Below are 20,062 nucleotides of genomic sequence, written 5' to 3'. Positions count from 1 at the left end.
TTTGGCGTGGCTTACGACGTTCCAAGAGCAATCACGCCTGCTGCGATCAACAAGGCGCCAAGCACTCTTTGCATGCGATCGCCTTCGTCCAGTAAATGGCCGCCAATTAGCGCCGCGAATAACATAGAGACCTCGCGAGCCGGCGCAACATGACTCAATGGTGCTGTCTGTATCGCATACAGCACCAAAACATAGGAAATGGGACTGACGCAGGCAACGATCATTGCATATTTCCACTCTTTACGCCAAGCAGTGCGAGTCGCTTCACGGTCGCGCAAGAGTGCCGGTAGCAACACCAACAGCCGGGGGAAATTGCCAAAATAATCGATCAAAATTGGTGACAACAACAAAACTTTCACCGCATAAGCATCAAGCACGGTATACGCAGCAATAAATAAGCCAGTAAATAGGCCATAAAAAATACCTTTACGTACCCGCAATTGCTGTTGCGTTTTTTCTTCACGCTGACATAGTGAAGCCAGTAATTGGCGTCCACCTGCAATCAAGAACACCCCGCCGACCACGGCCACAATGCCGAAACCGCCAAGCAAACTGAGATGCTCGCCCAAAAACAAAATTGCCACCGCGGAGGAAAGCAGCGGTCCAGAACCACGTGCCAACGGATACACCACGGTCAAATCTGCATTGCGGTAGCCTCGCAATAAAGTAATGAAGTAGAGCACATGCAACACCCCACTGGCACTGATAAACGCCCACTCCAACCAACCCCACTGCGGCACGACATCCCATCCGACATACAAACCGACTGGCGCCCATACAACGGTCATGATCAGTGAGCTAAAGCCTGCAAAACGAATATCGCCTCCAGCTTTTTTGGCAGCGATATTCCAAAGTGCATGAATAAGACCAGCGAGAACAACTAAGAAAAATGCTGTGGATGACACGCGCAACCTGAGGAAAATGAGGAGAGACGAATGGTCACAGTGTAACAAATTCTCAGGAGCACCGTAATTTCACGCTACGCAAAGAAAGCATCGGTGTTTTATGACACCAATTACCTGATGATTTTTCTAGTGCTGACGCCATAAAAAAACTACACTCTGTTTTTCAAAACTCAAATGATTTACGAGCGATGAAGATTTCTGGCAAATGAGTCAGCTTTATGAAGGGCGACTCGCCAGGCAAAATTTAAGTAATTCAGCGATCAACAGAAAGGAACGGTGATGAAACATTTTGTGATGATACTAATCGGCGCATTGGTGCTGTATGGCTGCTGGAACCTAACCAGCCCACTAACTCGAAAAAACGCCAGCAAAACTTTAGCTCGTCACGCCTTTCGCTTGATAGCCTTCGGCCTATTTCTTATCGTTTTATTGATCATCGCCTATTACACACCGGCGCTACATTTACTCTAATTCAGGAAAAATCATGAAATCACGCCTCACAAAAATCGCCCCAATTGGACTTATCAGCTTAGCAGCGTTCATGACTGGATGTACCCAAATCGACACCGGCAATGTCGGTGTCGAACGTACTTTAGGCAAAGTTGGCAAAGATGCCCTACCACCTGGCGTCTATTTCACGGTATTTAAAACGGTTGATGAATTCACGGCAAAAGAAGTGAATTTTCAACTACAAGATATGACGCCAAAAAGCCGCGATAACTTAACCATGAAAGACGTCGATATCGACATCTATTTCAAAACCATGCCAGCGGCCATTCCTGCTCTCTACACTAAATACCAAGGCGATGTCGTACAGCATAAGCAAGTCGTCAGAGATGGCACCAGTGACTTAGTGATGGCCTATAGCCGAGTCTCACGTGAGGCACGTGAATCGGTCTATAAGTCGATCGCCCAACTTGACGCCACCACCATGCATACCAAACGCACCGAATTAGCCGAGATGGTTAGAGCTAGCTTACAAGCGGAGTTAGACGCCAATGACAAGGGCGCTTTTTTGATTACCGCCGTCAACGTACGTAATCTGCTGACGGATCCCGCCATCGAAGCTGCCATTCGCCAACGTGCAGAGACCGATCAAGCGATCCAAAAGAAACTGAAAGAAGTTGATCTCGCCCGCGCCGAAGCCGAACGTCTGATCGTGCAGGCAGAAGGTGAAGCCAAAGCGAATAAAATCATTAGCGAATCGCTCACCCCAGCGTTAAAAGAATTACGTCTGGCAGAGATCCATCGCGATGCGGCAATTGCAGTGGCATCAAAGGCCGGCAACACGGTACTCTTGGGAAATGCGACGCCACTTGTGAATGTGAATAAATAAGAATTTCACTACGCACACCAGTGTCTGGCAACAGACGCTGGTAACAAATCACAATAACATTCGCCAAAGCCAACACATTTAACAAAATCACTTTTCCGACGATGTTATGATCACGACACTGTGATCTACAAATTTTTCAGGAAAACGTCATGAACAAGCCACTCAAGATAATCGCCATTCTGCTTGCCTCCTTGGCACTCATACTCGGCCTTGGTATCGCTTATCTCAGTTTCGTTTTCGATCCGAATCAATTCAAATCGCAACTGATCGACTTGGTGAAAAATAAAAAGCATCGTAGTTTGCGTATCGATGGCAATATTCAACTCAATTTTTTTCCAAAACTTGGTGTCAGTTTAGAAAAAATTAAGCTATCAGAATTCGAATCGACGACACAATTCGCGGCACTTGATCGTGCCCAAGTCTCTCTCGCCTTGCTACCACTACTACAAAAACAAATCGTCATCGACAAAGTGTCTTTACACGGCATGCGACTGCGTTATCAACGTGATGCCGAGGGCAAATCGAATATCGATGACTTAATCAAGCAAGATCCCGAAGTCAAAGAAGCTGAATCTGCAAATCCGTCAGAAAAACAAATGCGATTTGATATCGAAGGGATCGACATCGCGCAATCGAGCTTCGAGATTGATGATCAGAAAGGCGAGTTGAAAGGTCGTATTCATGACTTGAATTTGAGTACTGGAAAAATCAGTGATAAAAATAAAACCCCTATTAAGTTCAGTGCACAATTTCAATTCGACAAACCAAAAGCCGAAGCGACAATAAACATCAATACCCAATTACGCTTTGATATCGAACAAAAAATTCTCGATGTACAAGACCTAAAAACACAGATCGCAGGAAAACTAGGCGCAAATCCTTTCGATGTTCAAATCGATACATCGGCTTTGCATCTAAGTCAGACAGACAGCACTAGCGAACAAATTAAGCTAACGGCAAAACTCAGTGGCGCGCAAGAATTGAACGCGCAAGTCATACTGAATAAGTTCTTGATGCATGACAAAGACCTCAGCATTGCCGAGATCAGCTTACAGGCACAAAGCAAACAAGCTGGTGCCTCCAAACAGGTCGATTTGAAATCTAGTCTGAAGATGGTACTCGATACCCAAATCCTGCAACTGCCGCAATTGACGATGCAAATCAAATTGAACGATCCCAAATTGGCACAAGCCGACATTGTGGTGCCTGTAACTGGTCAACTCAGCGCCAACCTCAAAGATAAGTCACTCAACACCAAGCTCGATGCGAAGTTTGATGAGACATCGCTCCACACAACGGTACAAGTGCAAAACTTTTCCAATCCGGCAATTAGCTTTAACGTCGATATCGACAAACTGAATCTGGATCGCTACCTCAAGAGTACGACTGAATCTGCGAAAACCGATACTAGCAAAGAAGACGATCTCAATCTGACCGCATTAAAATCACTGAATCTCGATGGATTGATCCGCATCGGTGCTTTACAGGTTAAAAACCTCAAGATCAATCAAGTGGCATTACCGCTCAAAGCCAATCAGGGGAAAATCACCATGAATGGTATTGCGGCACAACTGTATCAAGGCAGTGTCGCTGGCAGTATGGGATTTGATGTCGATGGCAATCACTTCCAGATGCAGCAAAATTTAAGCAATGTGCAGATCAATCCTATCCTAGTCGATTTCATGCAAAAAGATATTGTAGAAGGACGTGGCAACTTGAATTTGAACATCAAGACCCATGGCAAACGCGTCTCACAATTCAAAGACAATTTAAACGGCAGCATACGCACACAACTTTCGGATGGCGCGGTTAAAGGCATTAACCTAGCGAAATCCTTGCGCGACTTTAAGGCAAAGATTCTCAACAAAACCGATCAACAGCAAGCCGCCAATCAACTTGAAAAAACGGACTTTTCGGCGATGTCGGCATCGATCAATTTCGTCGATGGCATAGGTAACAGTGACGATCTCGATATGAAATCGCCCTTCTTACGCGTGGGTGGCAAAGGACTAGTCAATCTGCGCAATAGCAGTCTCGATTACACAGCACGCGCCACCATCGTCAATACCTCAACTGGTCAAGACGGCGCAGACTTGGCGCAACTGAAAGACTTGACCATTCCAGTTCGCATCAGCGGGCCATTCGATAAATTAGGCTATCAGTTGCAGTTCGCCCAGATCTCAAGCGAAGCTTTGAAATCCGCCTTTAAAGCGAAAGCCGCGCCGGTCTTAGAAGAGAAGAAAAAAGAATTGAAAGAAAAAGTAAATGAGCAATTGAAGGACAAATTGAAAGGTTTGTTCGGGCAGTAAGTTGATTATTCAAAATCAAAAAATCAACTTAGGTTGCTAGAAAAACGTAAGCCGTCCAAACATGTAATCAAGGGTATGGTGGCAGGAAGAAGCGGTTCCACTGCCACCGCGCCTTGCCATGCAAACGCTTGCCCTTCCAGGCTTTGCGGCTCCCCTATCCATTCACGTGAGATGTAAAAGTGCAGGCGCACATGGGCGTGTGGGTAAATGTATTCGACGCCACACCATGGTTCCGCAGTCAGAATTTGTATTCCTAGCTCTTCCATAAATTCGCGTTCGAGTGCCGCCAGAATATCTTCACCCTCTTCGACTTTACCGCCAGGGAATTCCCAGTAACCAGCATAAGGCTTCCCCTCCGGCCGCTGTCCCAATAGGACATCGCCGTTGGCTTGCATCAAAATGCCGACTGCGACATTGACCGGGCTTGCGTTCATAGTATCAACTTCAAAAAATGGGAGTAAGGAAACCTAATTGTGACGGCCAGCAAAATCGCGGGCAAATTGCCATGCGACGCGACCAGAACGTGAGCCTCGTTGCAAAGCCCAACGCAAAGCATCGCCACGCGCGGCCGCAATTTGTTCGGGCGTGCATGAAAAACTGTGCAACCAATGCGCGACAATATCTAAATAATCGTCTTGTTTGAACGGATAAAACGAGACCCACAAACCAAAGCGTTCAGACAAGGAGATTTTCTCCTCAACTGTTTCGCCCGGGTGCAAATCGCCATCCTCGTCATGGGTGTAGCTGGCGTTATCCGACATTCTCTCTGGCATCAGATGACGCCGATTCGATGTCGCATAGATCAGCACATTGTCAGCCTGAGCCGAGATACTGCCATCTAAAGCGACCTTCAATGCCTTATAACCCGCTTCGCCATCTTCAAACGACAGATCATCACAAAACAAAATAAATTTTTCTGGGCGCTCTGCTATTAAGTCGATGATATCTGGCAAGTCACACATATCGGCTTTATCAACTTCAATCAATCGCAAACCCTGCTCGGCAAATTCTTGTAAACAGGCTTTAATTAAAGACGATTTCCCAGTGCCGCGAGCGCCAGTCAACAAAACATTATTGGCCGGCTTTCCCTCAACAAATTGGCGCGTGTTTTGCGCGATCAATTCTTTTTGTGGCGTGATATGTTGCAGGTCATCGAATGTCAATTTGGCAGTATGTTTAACGATCTGCAAAAACCCCTGGCCGCTGCGTTTACGCCAACGAAATGCCGTTGCCAAGCGCCAGTCTGGCATTGGCTCAGGTGGCGGCAAATAGGCTTCCAAGCGATTTAACAAGTGCTCGGCACGGCTTAAGAATTGATCAAGTTGGGACATGAGGTAATTGCCGAATCAAGAACGATAATCAGCATTAATCGAAACATAGTCATGCGACAAATCACAGGTCCAAACTGTCGTACTTGCCATGCCGCGCGCGAGCTTTACGCGTATCGTGATTTCACTTTGTTTCATTACGCGCTGGCCATCTTCTTCGCGATAATCAGGATTACGTCCACCATTTTTGGCAACCCAGACATCATCAAGGTACAGATTTAACTTACCAACTTCTAAGTCGTTCACACCAGCGTAGCCAATCGCCGCCAAAATACGACCTAGATTCGGATCAGAAGCGAAGAAAGCGGTCTTCACTAAAGGTGAATGGGCAATGGAATACGCAATTTTGCGACATTCTTCGACATCACGGCCTTCTTCCACCACGATGCTCATGAACTTGGTCGCACCTTCGCCATCGCGAATAATCATGTGTGCTAATTTTTGCGATAAAGCGATGACCGCGTCAGCTAGCGCTTGATACTCTGGTGTATCAAGTTCATTGATTTCTAATGCCGATGTGCCAGTGGCGATCAACATAAAAGAATCATTGGTAGACGTATCGCCATCAATCGTGATGCAATTAAATGATTGATCGGCGGCCTTCTTCACCAAATGGTCAAGTACAGTTTGTGACACTTTGGCATCCAAAGCCAGATAGCCAAGCATGGTCGCCATATTGGGTTTGATCATACCCGCGCCTTTACTGATGCCCGTCATCGTCACCGGGATGCCATTAATCACCACTGAACTTGACGCAGCTTTTGGCTGTGTGTCGGTGGTCATAATCGCTTCGGCTGCGTGGAACCAATTGTCTTCACTCAAACTCGCAATGGCAGCGGGCAAACCAGCGATCAAACGATCCACCGGCAATTGTTCAAGAATCACGCCTGTCGAAAATGGCAACACTTGTGAAGGCTCGCATCCTAGGTATTCAGCAAGCGCGGCGCAAGTCGCGTTGGCAGCTGCCAAGCCCGCATCGCCAGTACCGGCATTGGCATTACCTGTATTCACAACCAACGCGCGTATCGGTCCGACTGCCATGTGGGGACTTTCCAAATGCGCTTTACACACCTGCACTGGCGCTGCACAAAAACGATTGGTCGTAAAAACACCTGCCACCGTCGCACTTGGCGCCAACTTCATCACCAACAAATCTTTACGATTTGCTTTGCGTATGCCCGCTTGAGCGTAGCCCAGTTCGATACCTTTCACTGGTTTCAAATCGGCGGCGAGTGGAATGGGGGAATTAACGGCCATGGTGTCAGTCCTAGAATGGTGATGAAAAGTAAGCCGTTATTGTAGGATATTTTAGAGTTGTAGTTTCCTTAGAGTCACAAAAAAACACCTTTTATAGCTTCTACGTCTATCAGGGTCAATTGGTCCATGGTGTTAGAATAACTTCGCCACGCAAAGCATCAATTTCAGGAGAACTCATTTTGCACCATAACATTTCCTTAATCACCACCTTAGCAGCAGGCTTTGGCTTTGCACTGATCTTTGGTTTTATCGCAGAAAAGATCAAACTGCCTGCCTTAGTTGGCTATTTGGTCGCGGGAATCTTAATTGGCCCCGCCACGCCCGGCTTTGTTGCCGATGCGAATATCGCTGCACAATTATCTGAGATCGGGGTGATGTTATTGATGTTTGGAGTCGGTCTGCATTTTTCCTTAAAAGATCTATTGGAAGTTAAGCGCATTGCCCTACCAGGTGCCATTCTACAAATGGCCTTTGCAACTGGGCTGGGCATGTTCATGGCATGGTGTCTAGGTTGGAGTCTAGGAAGTGGTCTGGTGTTCGGCTTGTCGCTCTCTTGTGCCAGCACCGTCGTGCTTTTAAAGGCTTTGGAAGCGCGTGGCATTTTGGATTCGATGAATGGACGCATCGCAGTTGGCTGGCTGGTGGTGGAAGACCTAGCAACTGTCCTCTTCCTGGTGTTGTTACCAGCGCTCGCTGGCGTCTTGGGTGGCACCATCCCCACGAGCTCACCTGAAACACCGCTTTGGATGGCACTTGGAAAAACTTTATTGCAAGTTGCTGCCTTCATCGTCTTGATGCTCGTCGTCGGTCGGCGCGCGCTGCCTTGGTTGTTATGGCAGGTATCGCGTACGGGTTCGCGTGAATTATTTACCTTAGCAGTAATCGCATGTGCGATCGGAATTGCTTATGGTGCCTCTGCGCTGTTTAGCGTGTCTTTCGCGCTCGGTGCTTTTTTTGCAGGCACGGTGATGCGCGAATCAGAATTTAGTCATCGTGCTGCGGAGGAATCGCTCCCTTTACGCGATGCCTTCTCAGTGTTATTTTTCGTCTCAGTCGGCATGTTATTTGATCCGGTAATCGTGCTCGAACAACCTTTGCATGTGTTGGCGGTGGTGGCGATTATTATTCTTGGTAAAGCGCTCGCAGCGGTCGCTCTTGTGATCGCATTCCGCTACCCACTCAACACCGCGTTGACAGTCGCGGCGAGTCTGGCACAAATCGGTGAGTTCTCATTTATTCTGGCCGGCCTTGGTGTCAGCTTAGGCTTGCTACCCATCGAGGGCATGAGTTTAATTCTCGCGAGTGCTTTGATTACGATCGCGCTCAATCCCGTATTGTTTGCGTTGGTCGAACCTATCCGTCGCTGGACGCTGGCAAACTCACAAGCAGCACGCAATCTGGAACAAAGACAAGATCCTTACGCAGAATTACCACAAAGCACGGACGGTAAATATCTGCAAGGGCAAATCGTGTTAGTCGGCTACGGCCGTATAGGCAGCAGAATCGGCGCGACTCTCAAAGAGCAACATATTCCCTTTGTCGTGGCGGAACAAAATCGCGAACTGGTGGAAAAAATCCGCAGTGAAGGCGTCGTCGCCGTATCCGGCAATGCGGCAGAAGCTGCGGTTTTAGTACAAGCACACATTCACACTGCAGCGATGTTAGTGATCGCCATCCCCGATACCTTACATGCGCGCCAAATGATCAAAACCGCTCGCACACTCAATCCCGAGATTGAAATCATCCTGCGGGCTGATAGCGCAGACGAGATGCAATTACTCAAACAAGAAACTTCAGATCTGGTGTTTTTGGGTGAAGAAGAATTGGCGAAGGGCATGACCAGTCATGTATTGGAACGCTTTGCAGTAGGTACTGAGCAAGCCGTTAAGGCGCATTGAACATTTTTCGTCAAAGGCTTTACTTGTTTCAAATCGACAGGAATTGGATAAAAGCCACAGAAATCCATTGATGCTGAACCAATGAATTGCTAGCTTCAGCTACAAGAACATCGGCTATTGGACTTTGCAGCCCAATCTACTCGCTAGCCTCATCCTTAAAACAAAAACGCCCGACATTTTCTGAATGAATCTTTAGAAAATGTCGGGCGTTCTTCTTTATAGCGGACAGTTTAGAGCGCTGTTATATCGCATTCCCAAGTATCGGCCCTTTTCCACTATATTTATCCAGAGCCAAATAAATCACCGGCGTGATAAACAAAGTAATCGCTTGCGAGAAGATCAAACCACCGACTACAGCCAAACCCAGTGGTTGACGTAACTCCGCGCCAGCACCTAGTCCCAAAGCAATTGGTAGCGCACCGACCAAAGCTGCCAGCGTGGTCATCATGATCGGACGGAAACGCTCAATACAGGCTTCGCGTATGGCTTCTGGTGGGTTCATGCCGCGATGCCTTTGTGCATCGAGAGCGAAATCGATCATCATAATGGCGTTTTTCTTGACGATACCAATCAAGAGCAAAATACCGATGGTCGCAATCAAGGTTAAGTCCTTACCAAACAATTGCAGCATCAAGAGAGCGCCAACCGCAGCAGATGGCAAGCCTGCCAAAATCGTGATCGGGTGAATAAAGCTTTCATACAAGACACCCAACAAGACATAGATCACCAGCAGCGCGGAGATGATCAAGATCATTTGTCCAGCTTGCGAATCTTTAAACACGGCAGCATCACCACCGTAGGAAGTGATCACTGAGGATGGCAATTTGATCTCATCTTTAAATTTATCGATCTTATTCGTCGCATCACCTAAGGGCATATCAGGTGCCAGATTGAACGACACAGTTACGGCTTGTAACTGCCCAACGTGATTGATGGCGGTCGGTCCCACGGTACGTTTGACGGTAGCAAAACTCGACATCGGTACTAAATTCCCGGTGTTACTGCGTACATAAATGGCACCGATGGCGGCCTCGTCTTTTTTATCTTCAGGCCCGACCTCCAATACCACCGCGTAGCTATCGACACTGGTAAATAGAGTTGCGATTTGACGTTCACCAAACGCGCTATATAAAGCCGCGCGAATCGCATCAATGCCCACACCTAAAGAGTTAGCGCGATCTCGGTCGATTTCTATCGAGGCTTGCAAGCCCTTTAGTTGTGAGTCAGTCGTCACATCTTTGAAACCGGGATCAGCACGCATTTTGTCTTGCATTTTGAATGCCCAGCTACTGAGCTCGCTAGCATTCACGCTTTGCATAATGAATTGGTACTGGCTCTTGCTTGGACGACCACCCAGTTGTAAGTTCTGCGTTGGGCGCAAAAACACGGTGATACCTGGGACGGCCTTTAATTTATTCCGCAAGCCTTCAACGACTTCCTTCATAGGCTTACGTTGATCGCGTGGTTTAAGATTAATAAAACCACGTCCGGTATTTTGTGAGCCGCCACCACCGTGAAATGAAGATACCGTCAATACGTTAGGATCATCACGCAAAATTTTCGCGACTTTTTCCTGCAAGATCACCATCGCGGGAAACGAGGTATCTTCAGCCGCTTCAGTTGAGACATTAAGTTGACCAATGTCTTCTTCTGGGAAGAAACCTTTCGGAATCGCATTAAACAAATACGCGGTAGCAGCGAAAGTCAGGAACGCCACGAATAACACAAATTTCCTATGGGCTAAAGCCAAGTCCAATCCACGTGTGTAGGCGTTCAAGGAGGCATTGAAGCCACGCTCAAAACTATGGGTCAAGGCGCCCATCCATTTTGACGGTGGCAAATGATCGCTCTCCGCTTTTAAGAAACGACTCGCCAACATCGGTACCAAAGTTAAAGACACAAAGGCCGACACGATGATCGCCAGACTCACCACGACGGCAAACTCATGAAAGAGTTGACCGATCACGCCGGGCATAAAAAAGATAGGAATAAACACGGCGATCAAGGAAGTCGAGATCGAAATAATCGTAAACCCAACTTCGCGTGATCCTTTGAGCGCCGCCTCAAACGGAGTTTCGCCCATTTCCACGTGACGAATAATATTTTCTAGCATCACAATCGCATCATCGACCACCAGACCTACTGCCAAGGTAATCCCAAGCAAGGAAATATTATCCAAGGTGTAATCAAACGCCCATAGCAAACATACGGCACCGATCAGAGACACTGGCAAAGACAAGGCCGGGATAATTGTCGCCACCATGTGACGCAAAAATAAAAAGATCACCACGATCACTAAGAAAATCGTGAGCAGCAAAGTCAGATTCACATCGTGCAAAGAGTCACGTACGGAGACTGATCTATCATTGGCTAAAGTAATATTTACAGAAGCTGGCAATTGCGCTTTAAAGCCTGGAATCGCCGCTTTGATGGCATCGACCACCTTGACCGTATTGGCATCAGTTTGTCGCTGGATCGCCAACATAATTGCTGGCTCACCGTTAAAATTGCCAACTGATTTGACGCTCTCGTAACTGTCTTCCACACTGGCGACGTCACGCAAACGCACAACTTGGCCACCCTTGTTGCTAATAATAATGCTGGCGAACTCAGCCGCATTTTGTAATTGCTTATTCGCGACGATGGTTAAAGTTTGTTTATCGCCATCGAGTGTACCGACAGGCGCAATCGAATTCGCTGCGCGGATACTGGTAGTGATTTCATCAAAGCCAATATTGCGACTCGCCAAGGCACCCGGATCAACACGGATACGCACCGCATAACGACGGATACCAAAAATATTCACCTGCGCCACACCGGCTAAGGTCGAAAGATTTGGCGAAATTAAATGTTCCGCGTAATTAGTCAGTTCAGCCAAGCTTAAAGACGGCGAAGTCAATGCCAAAACCAATACGGCAGAATCGGCCGGATTCACTTTACGATACGATGGCAGCGAGGTCATCTCTATCGGTAAGGCGCGTTGTGCACGCAGTAAGGCGGCTTGCACATCAACAGCAGCATCATCGACATTACGACTAGCATCAAATTCTAAAGTCAGCGAAGTCGAACCCAAGGTGCTACTAGAACTGATCGTAGCTAAACCGGGGATGGTAGAAAATTGTTTTTCTAAAGGTAGTGCCACAGAAGTTGCCATGGTTTCAGGACTCGCACCGGGCAAACCTGCACCGACACTGATCACCGGGGTGTTATAACTTGGCAAGGCCGCAATTGGGATCATGCGGTAGGCCAAGATGCCGGCGACAACGATAGAAATATTCAGCAATATCGTCATCACGGGACGACGGATAAATAACTCCGATAAATTCATGATGCACTCGCAGAAGATACGGTTGCACTTGCGCTTGCGCTTCCCGATGCTGCCGTGCCAACTGCAGCACTATTACCCGTTTTCTTTGTTTCGCCTTCGCTCTTAGTCTTGCCATCGCCCTCGACACGCTCTTTGACGGGCACACCAGGGCGGAGATTTTGCTTACCTTCCAACACGACTTTCATACCTGATTCTAAGCCGGAAACGATGGCATCATTTTCAAAACTATATTGGAGCTGGACTTTCTTTTGCTCCGCCTTGCCCTCAGCATCGACTACAAAAACGCTCACCGCATTGACGCCCATCACCAGCGCATCGCGTGGTACCACGATCACGTCTTTCAAGGTCAGTACACTTAAGTCCACATTAGCATAAGCGCCAGGCCACAATTTCATTTCCTTATTATCGAACACCGCTTTGACTTTCACCGTGCCAGAAATGGCATCGACTGCGTTATCGATAAACTGCAATTTACCTTTGAAGCGCGCTTTATTATCCGGCAAGCTGGCATTGGCGACACTATCGCCACGCTTCATACTGTCTAGGGCATCGAATAAATTCCGTTGCGGGAGTGGGAATGTAATCGCTATCGGGTCCATTTGCGTTATCGTTACCAAAGCGGCCCCTGCCGTACTCGGCTGCACTAGTGAACCTGGAAATACATTGATCAAACCTGTACGTCCACTGACCGGCGCGACAATACGACTGTAACCCAAGCTAACTTTTGCGGCAGCCAAAGCAGCTTTGGCGCCATCCACCACGGCTTGCTGGGCTTTGACAGTCGTTTGCGCGGCATCGACGACACTTTGGGATTGAAATTTCTTCTCAAATAACTCTTTGCTACGTGCGAGTTGGCGTTGATTCTCTGCCAAGCTTGCAAGTTCTTTGTCTAACTGTGCTTGGGCTTTATTCACATTGACCGTGTCTGTGCGGTTATCCAAGGTAAATAATAAATCGCCGGCGCGGACGAACTGACCTTCTTTAATGTGGACACGTTCAATCACACTGCTGACCTGCGGACGCACGTCAACGATATTCAAGGATGACACCACACCATTCGCCTGTAATTTGACTTCGTAGTCTTGTTTTTTTGCGAGCACCGTATTGACCGTGACTGGGCGATTCTTATCACCTTTGCCACCTATGGTTTGACCTGTGACTAATTCTGTACTTTCAGAACCGCCTTTTTTCCACATCCAATAGCCGCCCCCGGCAAGAGCGATGGATAAAGCAAGTACCGTGATTTTTGTGTTTTTCATGTTGGTTTGGTTTTCTGGTCGAAGCACTTTAGACAGTTTGCGCTGGGAAAGTTCTGTAACACACTGTAAATCTGTGCCTGTTTTCTGGTTCAAATCAGCTTAGCCAATGAATAATAAAATAGCTAAGTGATAAAAATCAAAAAACATATGTTTTGTTGACGTACGGCATCTTAACAAAGAAAAAGCCAGCACTCAGGCTGGCTTGGTTCTTTTATACGCTTTGTTACGAAAATTACGACATAGGAAAGTTTTTTCCCTAAGTTAAACGACTGCGCCGTCAGTTTCGTCTTTTTCTTTCACTGGTTTGATCAGATCTTCACGCTTGACACCCAACCACATCGCGATTGCAGCAGCCACGAAAACAGAAGAGTAAATACCAAACAAAATACCAATCGTCAGAGCAATCGCAAAACCATGCAAAGTTGGCCCACCAAAGAACAACATCGACAACACCATCATCTGCGTTGAACCATGGGTGATGACTGTACGTGAGATCGTGCTAGTAATCGCATTATCGATAACTTCGGTCACGGTTGCCTTACGCATTTTCATGAAATTTTCACGGATACGATCAAAAATAACCACAGATTCGTTGACTGAATATCCCAAGACCGCCAATATCGCTGCCAACACCGCGAGATCAAATTCCCATTCAAAGTAGGCGAAGAAACCCAGAATAATCACCACGTCATGCAAGTTCGCGATAATCGCAGAAACTGCGTATTTCCATTCAAAGCGTATGGCTAGATACGCCATCACGCCGACGATCACGAATAACAAGGCCATCAAGCCATCATGCGCCAATTCATCACCAACCTGCGCGCCAACTAAGGCTGTACGCTGAAGCTTCACATCGGGATGATCAGTTCTCAAAGCACTCATCACACGCTCATTTTGCGTAGTAATCATCGCATTGAGTTCTTTTTCACTTGGCTTAGCAGCACCGTCCGAAACTTTAGGCAAAGGCAAACGAATCACCACGTCTTGAGCCTTACCAAAAGTCTGTACCACGACTTCATTCAAACCCAAGGCCTTAATGCTGTCGCGAATCTTGTCAGTATTTGCCGCTTGACTATAGCTAACCTCCATCGAAGTACCGCCAGTAAATTCCACAGACAAATGCAAACTCTTTGTCACAAGAAAATACACAGCTGCAACGAAAGTTAAAGCAGAGATGACATTAAAAATCAGCGCATTGCGCATGAAAGGTATGTCGCGTTTAATTCGGAATAATTCCATGATAAATCCCTAAATCTTTTCTGTAATTGACTAAGTGCTGAGTGGACTATGCTTAATCAGCAGGTTTCCAAATCTGACCAATCGAAATAGAAGCCAATTTCTTTTTGCGTCCATACCAAAGATTGACCACACCACGCGAGACAAACACCGCGGAGAAAATCGAAGTCAAAATACCCAAACAGTGAACGATCGCAAACGCTTTAATTGGACCAGAGCCAAACACCAACAAAGCCAAACCAACGATCAAGGTCGTCACGTTGGAATCGAGAATCGTCGCCCAAGCACGATCAAAACCTTGCGTGATCGCGTTTTGCGGTGAATTACCACCACGCAGCTCTTCACGGATACGTTCATTAATCAAAACGTTAGCGTCAATCGCCATACCCAGTGCCAGTGCAATCGCCGCCATACCTGGCAAGGTCAAGGTCGCTTGCATCACCGACAAAATACCAACTAACAATAACAAGTTAACCGCTAAGGCAAACACGCTGAAGAATCCAAAAATCATGTAATACACGATCATGAACACAGCGATGGCGGCAAAGCCGTACATTGTGGAGTGAATACCTTTAGTGATATTTTCCGCACCCAATTGCGCACCGATCGTGCGTTCTTCGATAACTTCCATCGGCGCTGCTAAAGCACCAGCGCGTAACAGTAATGCGAGTTCATTTGCATCATTGGTGGAACGCATACCTGTGGTTTGAAACTTATTGCTGAACAGACCTTGAATCGTCGCCACCTGCAACAATTCGCCCTTACCTTTTTCAAACAAGACAAAGGCCATACGTTTACCAACGTTTTGACGAGTCGCTTCACCCATGCGACGACCGCCTTCGCTATTCAAATCGATGCTCACTGCAGGCTGTTGATTTTGATCGAAACTTGCTTGCGCGCCAGTGATGGCGTCACCTGTGACGATAGGATCTTTATACAAAATTGCAGGACCGCCGCGACCAACTTTAAACATTTCGGAACCGAATGGTACAGCCGTATTTTCATCGACTGGGCCGATCACACTTTCATCAACCAAACGCACTTCCAATGTCGCGGTACGACCGATAATCGATTTTGCGCGCGCTACATCTTGCACGCCAGGTAATTGCACGACGATACGATCTGCGCCTTGTTGCTGAATAATCGGTTCTGCAACACCAATTTCATTCACACGCTTGGACAAAGCGGCAATATTTTGCTTCACGCCTTCGTTCATCAGATTCGTCAAAGCATCTGGTTTCATCGAGACTTTGATAGACAAGTCCGTGTTATCCGGTGTCACCACATTGTCGAGTAAATTCACGTCATTCATTTGACGTGCGATGACGTCACGTGCCTTTTTGCGTGTATCAGCGTCACGGAATTTGATGGTGACAGAAGAAGCATCGCGCGAAATACCAGCGTGGCGTACTTCTTTATCTTTCAATGTGCTACGGATGCTTGATTGCAAGGCATTCAAGCGATTATTGAGAACCGCAGAAGTATCGACCTTCATCAAGAAATGCACACCACCGCGCAAATCCAAACCTAAGTACATAGGAAAGGCGTGCAGTTTTTGCATCCATTCTGGCGTGTTCGGTAACAGATTCAGGGCCACGGTATATAAGGGATCACTAGGATCAAGATTCAGACCTTTTTCCAGTGCTGCCTTCGCTTTAAACTGCAAATCCGTATTGGCAAAACGCGCACGCACAGAGCCTTGAATACCATTAAAGTCATAAGAAAAACCGGTTGAGCTGATGCCAGCTTCCTTCAACACTTTTTCTACCTGCGCGATCATGCTTTGGTCCACCTTGACAGTGGCCTTCATGCTATTGACTTGCACAGCGTATGAATCACCGAAAAAATTTGGTGAAGCATACAAAACACCAAAGATCAGCGAAATCAATATGATGATGTACTTCCAGAGAGGATAACGATTCATAGCGAGAGTCTAAATAAATACAGCACAATAAGAACAATAGAAAACTAAACAACGAAAATAACGAAGGGGCAAACTTTCAAATTTGCCCCTTATGCTGCGCCAGCGAATGTTATTTCAGTGTACCTTTTGGTAGCAGTGTGGTGACTGCACTTTTTTGGATCTGGATATCGACGCCATTGCTAACCTCGACAGACACGAATGCGTCGGATACTTTCGTAACTTTACCCGCGATCCCGCCAGCAGTGATGACTTCATCGCCTTTAGCCAACGCATCCAACATCGATTTTTGTTCTTTTTGACGTTTCATCTGCGGACGAATCATCACGAAGTACAAAACCACAAACATCAAAATGATAGGCAAAAAGCTCATCAAAGAAGATTCAGGACTTGCTGCACCAGCAGCTTGTGCATAAGCATTAGAAATAAACACGATAAAACTCCATTTAATAATTTTTTCAAAACAAATCAGACACTTGCACGCATCTTGGGGCAATCTTGAAGATTTAAAGCCCTACAACACTCTTGCCAAAACCATCAGCATTTTCATGCCTAGCAACAAAGCGCAACATTCTAGCATCTTGATCGCCGGATTCTGCCAATTCGGCCGAGACAGTCGAAAACTTGTTGTGCAAACGATTCTTTGAGGCAAATTCGGCAAAACCTACCTAAATCGCGCCCTTACACCCCACGCGCCCGATCCGCCTTAAATTGCGCAACGAACTCAGGGAAACGGTCTTCATCCAAAGACAAACGAATCTGGCGGAACAAATCGAGGTAGTAATGCAAATTGTGTATCGTATTTAAACGAGCGCCCAAGATTTCGCCAGTGCGGTGTAAATGATGCAAGTAAGCGCGGGAGAAATTTTTGCAGGCGTAGCAGGTGCACGTTTCGTCCAATGGCGCTTTATCTTCTTTGTAGCGGGCGTTTTTGATTTTGACATCGCCAAAGCGGGTGAAAATCCAGCCGTTACGTGCATTGCGAGTTGGCATCACGCAGTCGAACATATCGATGCCGTTGGCCACACCAGCGACTAAGTCTTCAGGTGTGCCTACGCCCATTAGATAGTGCGGTTTGTTTTCTGGCAGTTTTGGGCCGACATGCGAGAGGATGCGTAGCATGTCTTCTTTTGGTTCACCAACCGACAAGCCGCCGATTGCCATGCCATCGAAGCCCATTTCGTTTAACGCAGCTAAAGATTCGTCGCGCAGATTTTCAAACATGCCGCCTTGTACGATGCCGAATAAGGCATTTGGATTTTCGCCACCTTTGAATTCATTCATCGAACGTTGTGCCCAGCGCAAAGACATGCGCATGGATTTGCCGGCTTCTTCGCTCGTAGCTGGACGACCGTCGATTTCGTACGGGGTGCATTCGTCGAATTGCATGACGATGTCGGAATTCAAAGCACGTTGGATTTGCATCGAGATTTCAGGCGACAAGAACAAGCGCTCGCCACTAATCGGTGAGGCAAACTTCACGCCTTCTTCGGTGATCTTGCGCATTGCGCCAAGTGAGAATACTTGAAATCCACCAGAGTCCGTCAGGATAGGTTTGTCCCAACCCATGAAATCATGCAGACCGCCAAACTTATTGATGACGTCCAAACCTGGGCGCAGCCACAGGTGAAAGGTATTACCCAAAATAATGTGGGCGTCGATTTCTTTCAGTTCGAGCGGCGACATCGCCTTCACCGAACCGTAAGTGCCGACAGGCATAAAGATCGGCGTTTCGATCACGCCATGATCAACCGTGATACGACCACGTCGCGCGGCTGTGGTTTTGTCTTTTTTGAGTAATTGAAATTGCAGCATAGGATTTACCGACCTAAATAAAAATTGTAACTAGAAAATTTAAACGTTTAACTGTGAATGCACAGAATTGACAGTCACCAATCAAATAAGCTCAACACGACTTGGTGTCATCCCTGCGAAGGCAGGGATCCAGTGTCTTTCGGCTTTTACGCCGTTGGATTCCCGCCTTCGCGGGAATGACGACAAATCAATCAAGAGCTTAGCTGAACGGCATTGCAGACATCACAGAAGTTCGTACTTAATGTCTCTGCGTACTCCGCGCCTCTGCGGTTCAATGCTTTCTTTATGAGCGATTCGTCAACAACATCGCATCACCATAACTAAAGAAACGATATTTCTGTGCAATCGCATGGGCATACGCTTCACGTATCGCATCGTAACCCGCAAATGCTGATACCAGCATCATTAATGTAGACTTTGGCAAATGGAAATTCGTAATTAAACGGTCCACAGTAATGAAACGATAGCCTGGCGTGATGAACAAACAGGTATCGTCACTGCCTGCTAACAGCTCACCAGTTTGTGACGCCGATTCAATTGCACGCATACTGGTAGTGCCAACACAGACCACATTTTTACCAGCAGCTTTGGTCGCGCGCACTGCCGCTACAGTTTCTTCTGGTACGGTGTACCACTCGCTATGCATATCGTGCTTGCTTAAGTCTTCGGTACGCACAGGTTGGAAAGTCCCAGCGCCAACGTGCAAAGTGACGAACGCGAGTTGTATGCCTTTGGCTTTACATTTTTCCAAAAGCACTTCGTCAAAATGCAAACCTGCGGTAGGTGCAGCGACTGCACCCGGAACGCGTGAGTACACGGTTTGGTAGCGGTGTTCATCGAAATCATCGGCTTCATGATTGATATATGGAGGCAATGGCAGGCGGCCGTATTTCTCGATGAGTTCGAACACATCATCAGGGAAATGCAAGGTGAAAAACTCACCAGCACGTTCGCCAACTGTGACATCGAAGGCATCAGCCAAGCGGATTTTGCTACCTGCCAAAGGCGATTTGGAAGCGCGCAATTGCACATGCACAATGTGTTCGTCATTCGTATTTTTGATCACACGCTCGACCAGCATTTCAACTTTGCCGCCGGTTTCTTTGGCACCGAAAAAACGTGCTTTCAATACGCGGGTATCGTTAAATACCAGCAAATCACCTGCGTCAAGTTGATCGACGATGTCAAAAAATTGACGGTCAACGATGCCAGTATCACTGACGTGCAAGAGGCGCGACGCCGTGCGATCCGGCAAAGCGGTCTGCGCGATCAGCTCGGGTGGGAGTTCAAAATCAAAATCACTGAGTGAGTACATATTTACACCAAATAAACAAACTACCGAAGGAAACCGTAGGGCGGGTTGCAACCCGCCATGATCAACCGGTACCGAGTTTGGCCGGAACCAAGTTTTACCCGAACCTATTTTGGCGGGTTACAACCCGCCCTACTTAAAATTCACATCACTGTATA

Annotated in this window: 15 protein-coding genes; 4 read left to right on the top strand and 11 right to left on the bottom strand. The window is 47.2% G+C overall.

The annotated features are described in order from the left end of the window. Positions 1 to 11: 11 nt before the first annotated feature. A complete protein-coding gene (locus H8K52_RS12510; RefSeq protein ID WP_186923243.1) occupies positions 12 to 905 on the bottom strand; it encodes an EamA family transporter in 894 nt (297 codons plus the stop codon). A gap of 279 nt (positions 906 to 1,184) precedes the next feature. Between H8K52_RS12510 and H8K52_RS12505 the strand changes: the two genes are divergently transcribed. The 3 genes from H8K52_RS12505 (at position 1,185) to H8K52_RS12495 (ending at position 4,550) form a co-directional block, all read left to right on the top strand. Then, entirely contained in the window at positions 1,185 to 1,376 is a 192-nt protein-coding gene (locus H8K52_RS12505; protein WP_186923242.1) for a hypothetical protein, read from the top strand. Positions 1,377 to 1,389: 13 nt separating this feature from the next. After that, positions 1,390 to 2,241, top strand: a complete 852-nt coding sequence (locus tag H8K52_RS12500) for an SPFH domain-containing protein (RefSeq protein WP_186923241.1) — start codon at positions 1,390 to 1,392, stop codon at positions 2,239 to 2,241. A gap of 149 nt (positions 2,242 to 2,390) precedes the next feature. Next, entirely contained in the window at positions 2,391 to 4,550 is a 2,160-nt protein-coding gene (locus tag H8K52_RS12495) for an AsmA family protein (RefSeq protein ID WP_186923240.1), read from the top strand. A 23-nt stretch (positions 4,551 to 4,573) separates the two neighbouring features. Here the strand turns inward: H8K52_RS12495 and H8K52_RS12490 are convergent, their stop codons facing one another. From H8K52_RS12490 to argJ, 3 genes are read right to left on the bottom strand one after another with little or no spacing between them, the layout of a single operon-like run. After that, positions 4,574 to 4,984 (bottom strand): NUDIX domain-containing protein, encoded by a 411-nt coding sequence (locus H8K52_RS12490; RefSeq protein ID WP_186923239.1) that lies wholly within the window; start codon positions 4,982 to 4,984, stop codon positions 4,574 to 4,576. 33 nt (positions 4,985 to 5,017) lie between these two features. Continuing rightward, a complete protein-coding gene (locus H8K52_RS12485) occupies positions 5,018 to 5,881 on the bottom strand; it encodes an ATP-binding protein (RefSeq protein WP_186923238.1) in 864 nt (287 codons plus the stop codon). Positions 5,882 to 5,896: 15 nt separating this feature from the next. Continuing rightward, complete coding sequence (gene argJ / locus H8K52_RS12480; protein WP_186923237.1) at positions 5,897 to 7,135, bottom strand: bifunctional glutamate N-acetyltransferase/amino-acid acetyltransferase ArgJ; 1,239 nt, start codon at positions 7,133 to 7,135, stop codon at positions 5,897 to 5,899. A 179-nt stretch (positions 7,136 to 7,314) separates the two neighbouring features. Here argJ and H8K52_RS12475 point away from each other — a divergent pair, with 179 nt between their 5' ends. Further along, entirely contained in the window at positions 7,315 to 9,033 is a 1,719-nt protein-coding gene (locus H8K52_RS12475) for a cation:proton antiporter domain-containing protein (protein WP_186923236.1), read from the top strand. A gap of 241 nt (positions 9,034 to 9,274) precedes the next feature. On the opposite strand, the gene H8K52_RS12470 is transcribed toward H8K52_RS12475, so the two are convergent. The 7 genes from H8K52_RS12470 to queA all read right to left on the bottom strand — a co-directional run bounded on the left by H8K52_RS12470 (position 9,275) and on the right by queA (position 19,907). Continuing rightward, positions 9,275 to 12,361 carry an efflux RND transporter permease subunit gene (locus H8K52_RS12470; protein WP_186923235.1) on the bottom strand — a complete coding sequence of 1,029 codons (3,087 nt, stop codon included), beginning with the start codon at positions 12,359 to 12,361 and terminating at the stop codon, positions 9,275 to 9,277. Continuing rightward, the gene (locus tag H8K52_RS12465; protein WP_186923234.1) at positions 12,358 to 13,620 is read right to left on the bottom strand and encodes an efflux RND transporter periplasmic adaptor subunit; all 1,263 of its coding nucleotides are present in this window, start codon (positions 13,618 to 13,620) and stop codon (positions 12,358 to 12,360) included. The genes H8K52_RS12470 and H8K52_RS12465 overlap by 4 nt, the downstream gene beginning before the upstream one ends. Positions 13,621 to 13,881: 261 nt before the next feature. Further along, positions 13,882 to 14,859, bottom strand: a complete 978-nt coding sequence (gene secF / locus H8K52_RS12460; protein WP_186923233.1) for a protein translocase subunit SecF — start codon at positions 14,857 to 14,859, stop codon at positions 13,882 to 13,884. A 52-nt stretch (positions 14,860 to 14,911) separates the two neighbouring features. Next, entirely contained in the window at positions 14,912 to 16,780 is a 1,869-nt protein-coding gene (secD, locus tag H8K52_RS12455; RefSeq protein ID WP_186923232.1) for a protein translocase subunit SecD, read from the bottom strand. A 109-nt stretch (positions 16,781 to 16,889) separates the two neighbouring features. Next, positions 16,890 to 17,213, bottom strand: coding sequence for a preprotein translocase subunit YajC (yajC, locus tag H8K52_RS12450; RefSeq protein ID WP_186923267.1), 324 nt, complete (start codon positions 17,211 to 17,213; stop codon positions 16,890 to 16,892). A gap of 245 nt (positions 17,214 to 17,458) precedes the next feature. Next, the gene (gene tgt, locus H8K52_RS12445) at positions 17,459 to 18,592 is read right to left on the bottom strand and encodes a tRNA guanosine(34) transglycosylase Tgt (RefSeq protein ID WP_186923231.1); all 1,134 of its coding nucleotides are present in this window, start codon (positions 18,590 to 18,592) and stop codon (positions 17,459 to 17,461) included. Positions 18,593 to 18,875: 283 nt separating this feature from the next. Beyond that, a complete protein-coding gene (gene queA, locus H8K52_RS12440; protein WP_186923230.1) occupies positions 18,876 to 19,907 on the bottom strand; it encodes a tRNA preQ1(34) S-adenosylmethionine ribosyltransferase-isomerase QueA in 1,032 nt (343 codons plus the stop codon). Positions 19,908 to 20,062: the final 155 nt, after the last annotated feature.

It is taken from the genome of Affinundibacterium seohonense, from assembly GCF_014284305.1.
GTDB classification, from domain to species: Bacteria; Pseudomonadota; Gammaproteobacteria; order Burkholderiales; family Burkholderiaceae_D; genus Undibacterium; species Undibacterium seohonense.
The sequence above is the reverse complement of the archived record's forward strand: the minus strand, read 5'-3'. Positions and strand labels throughout refer to the sequence as shown.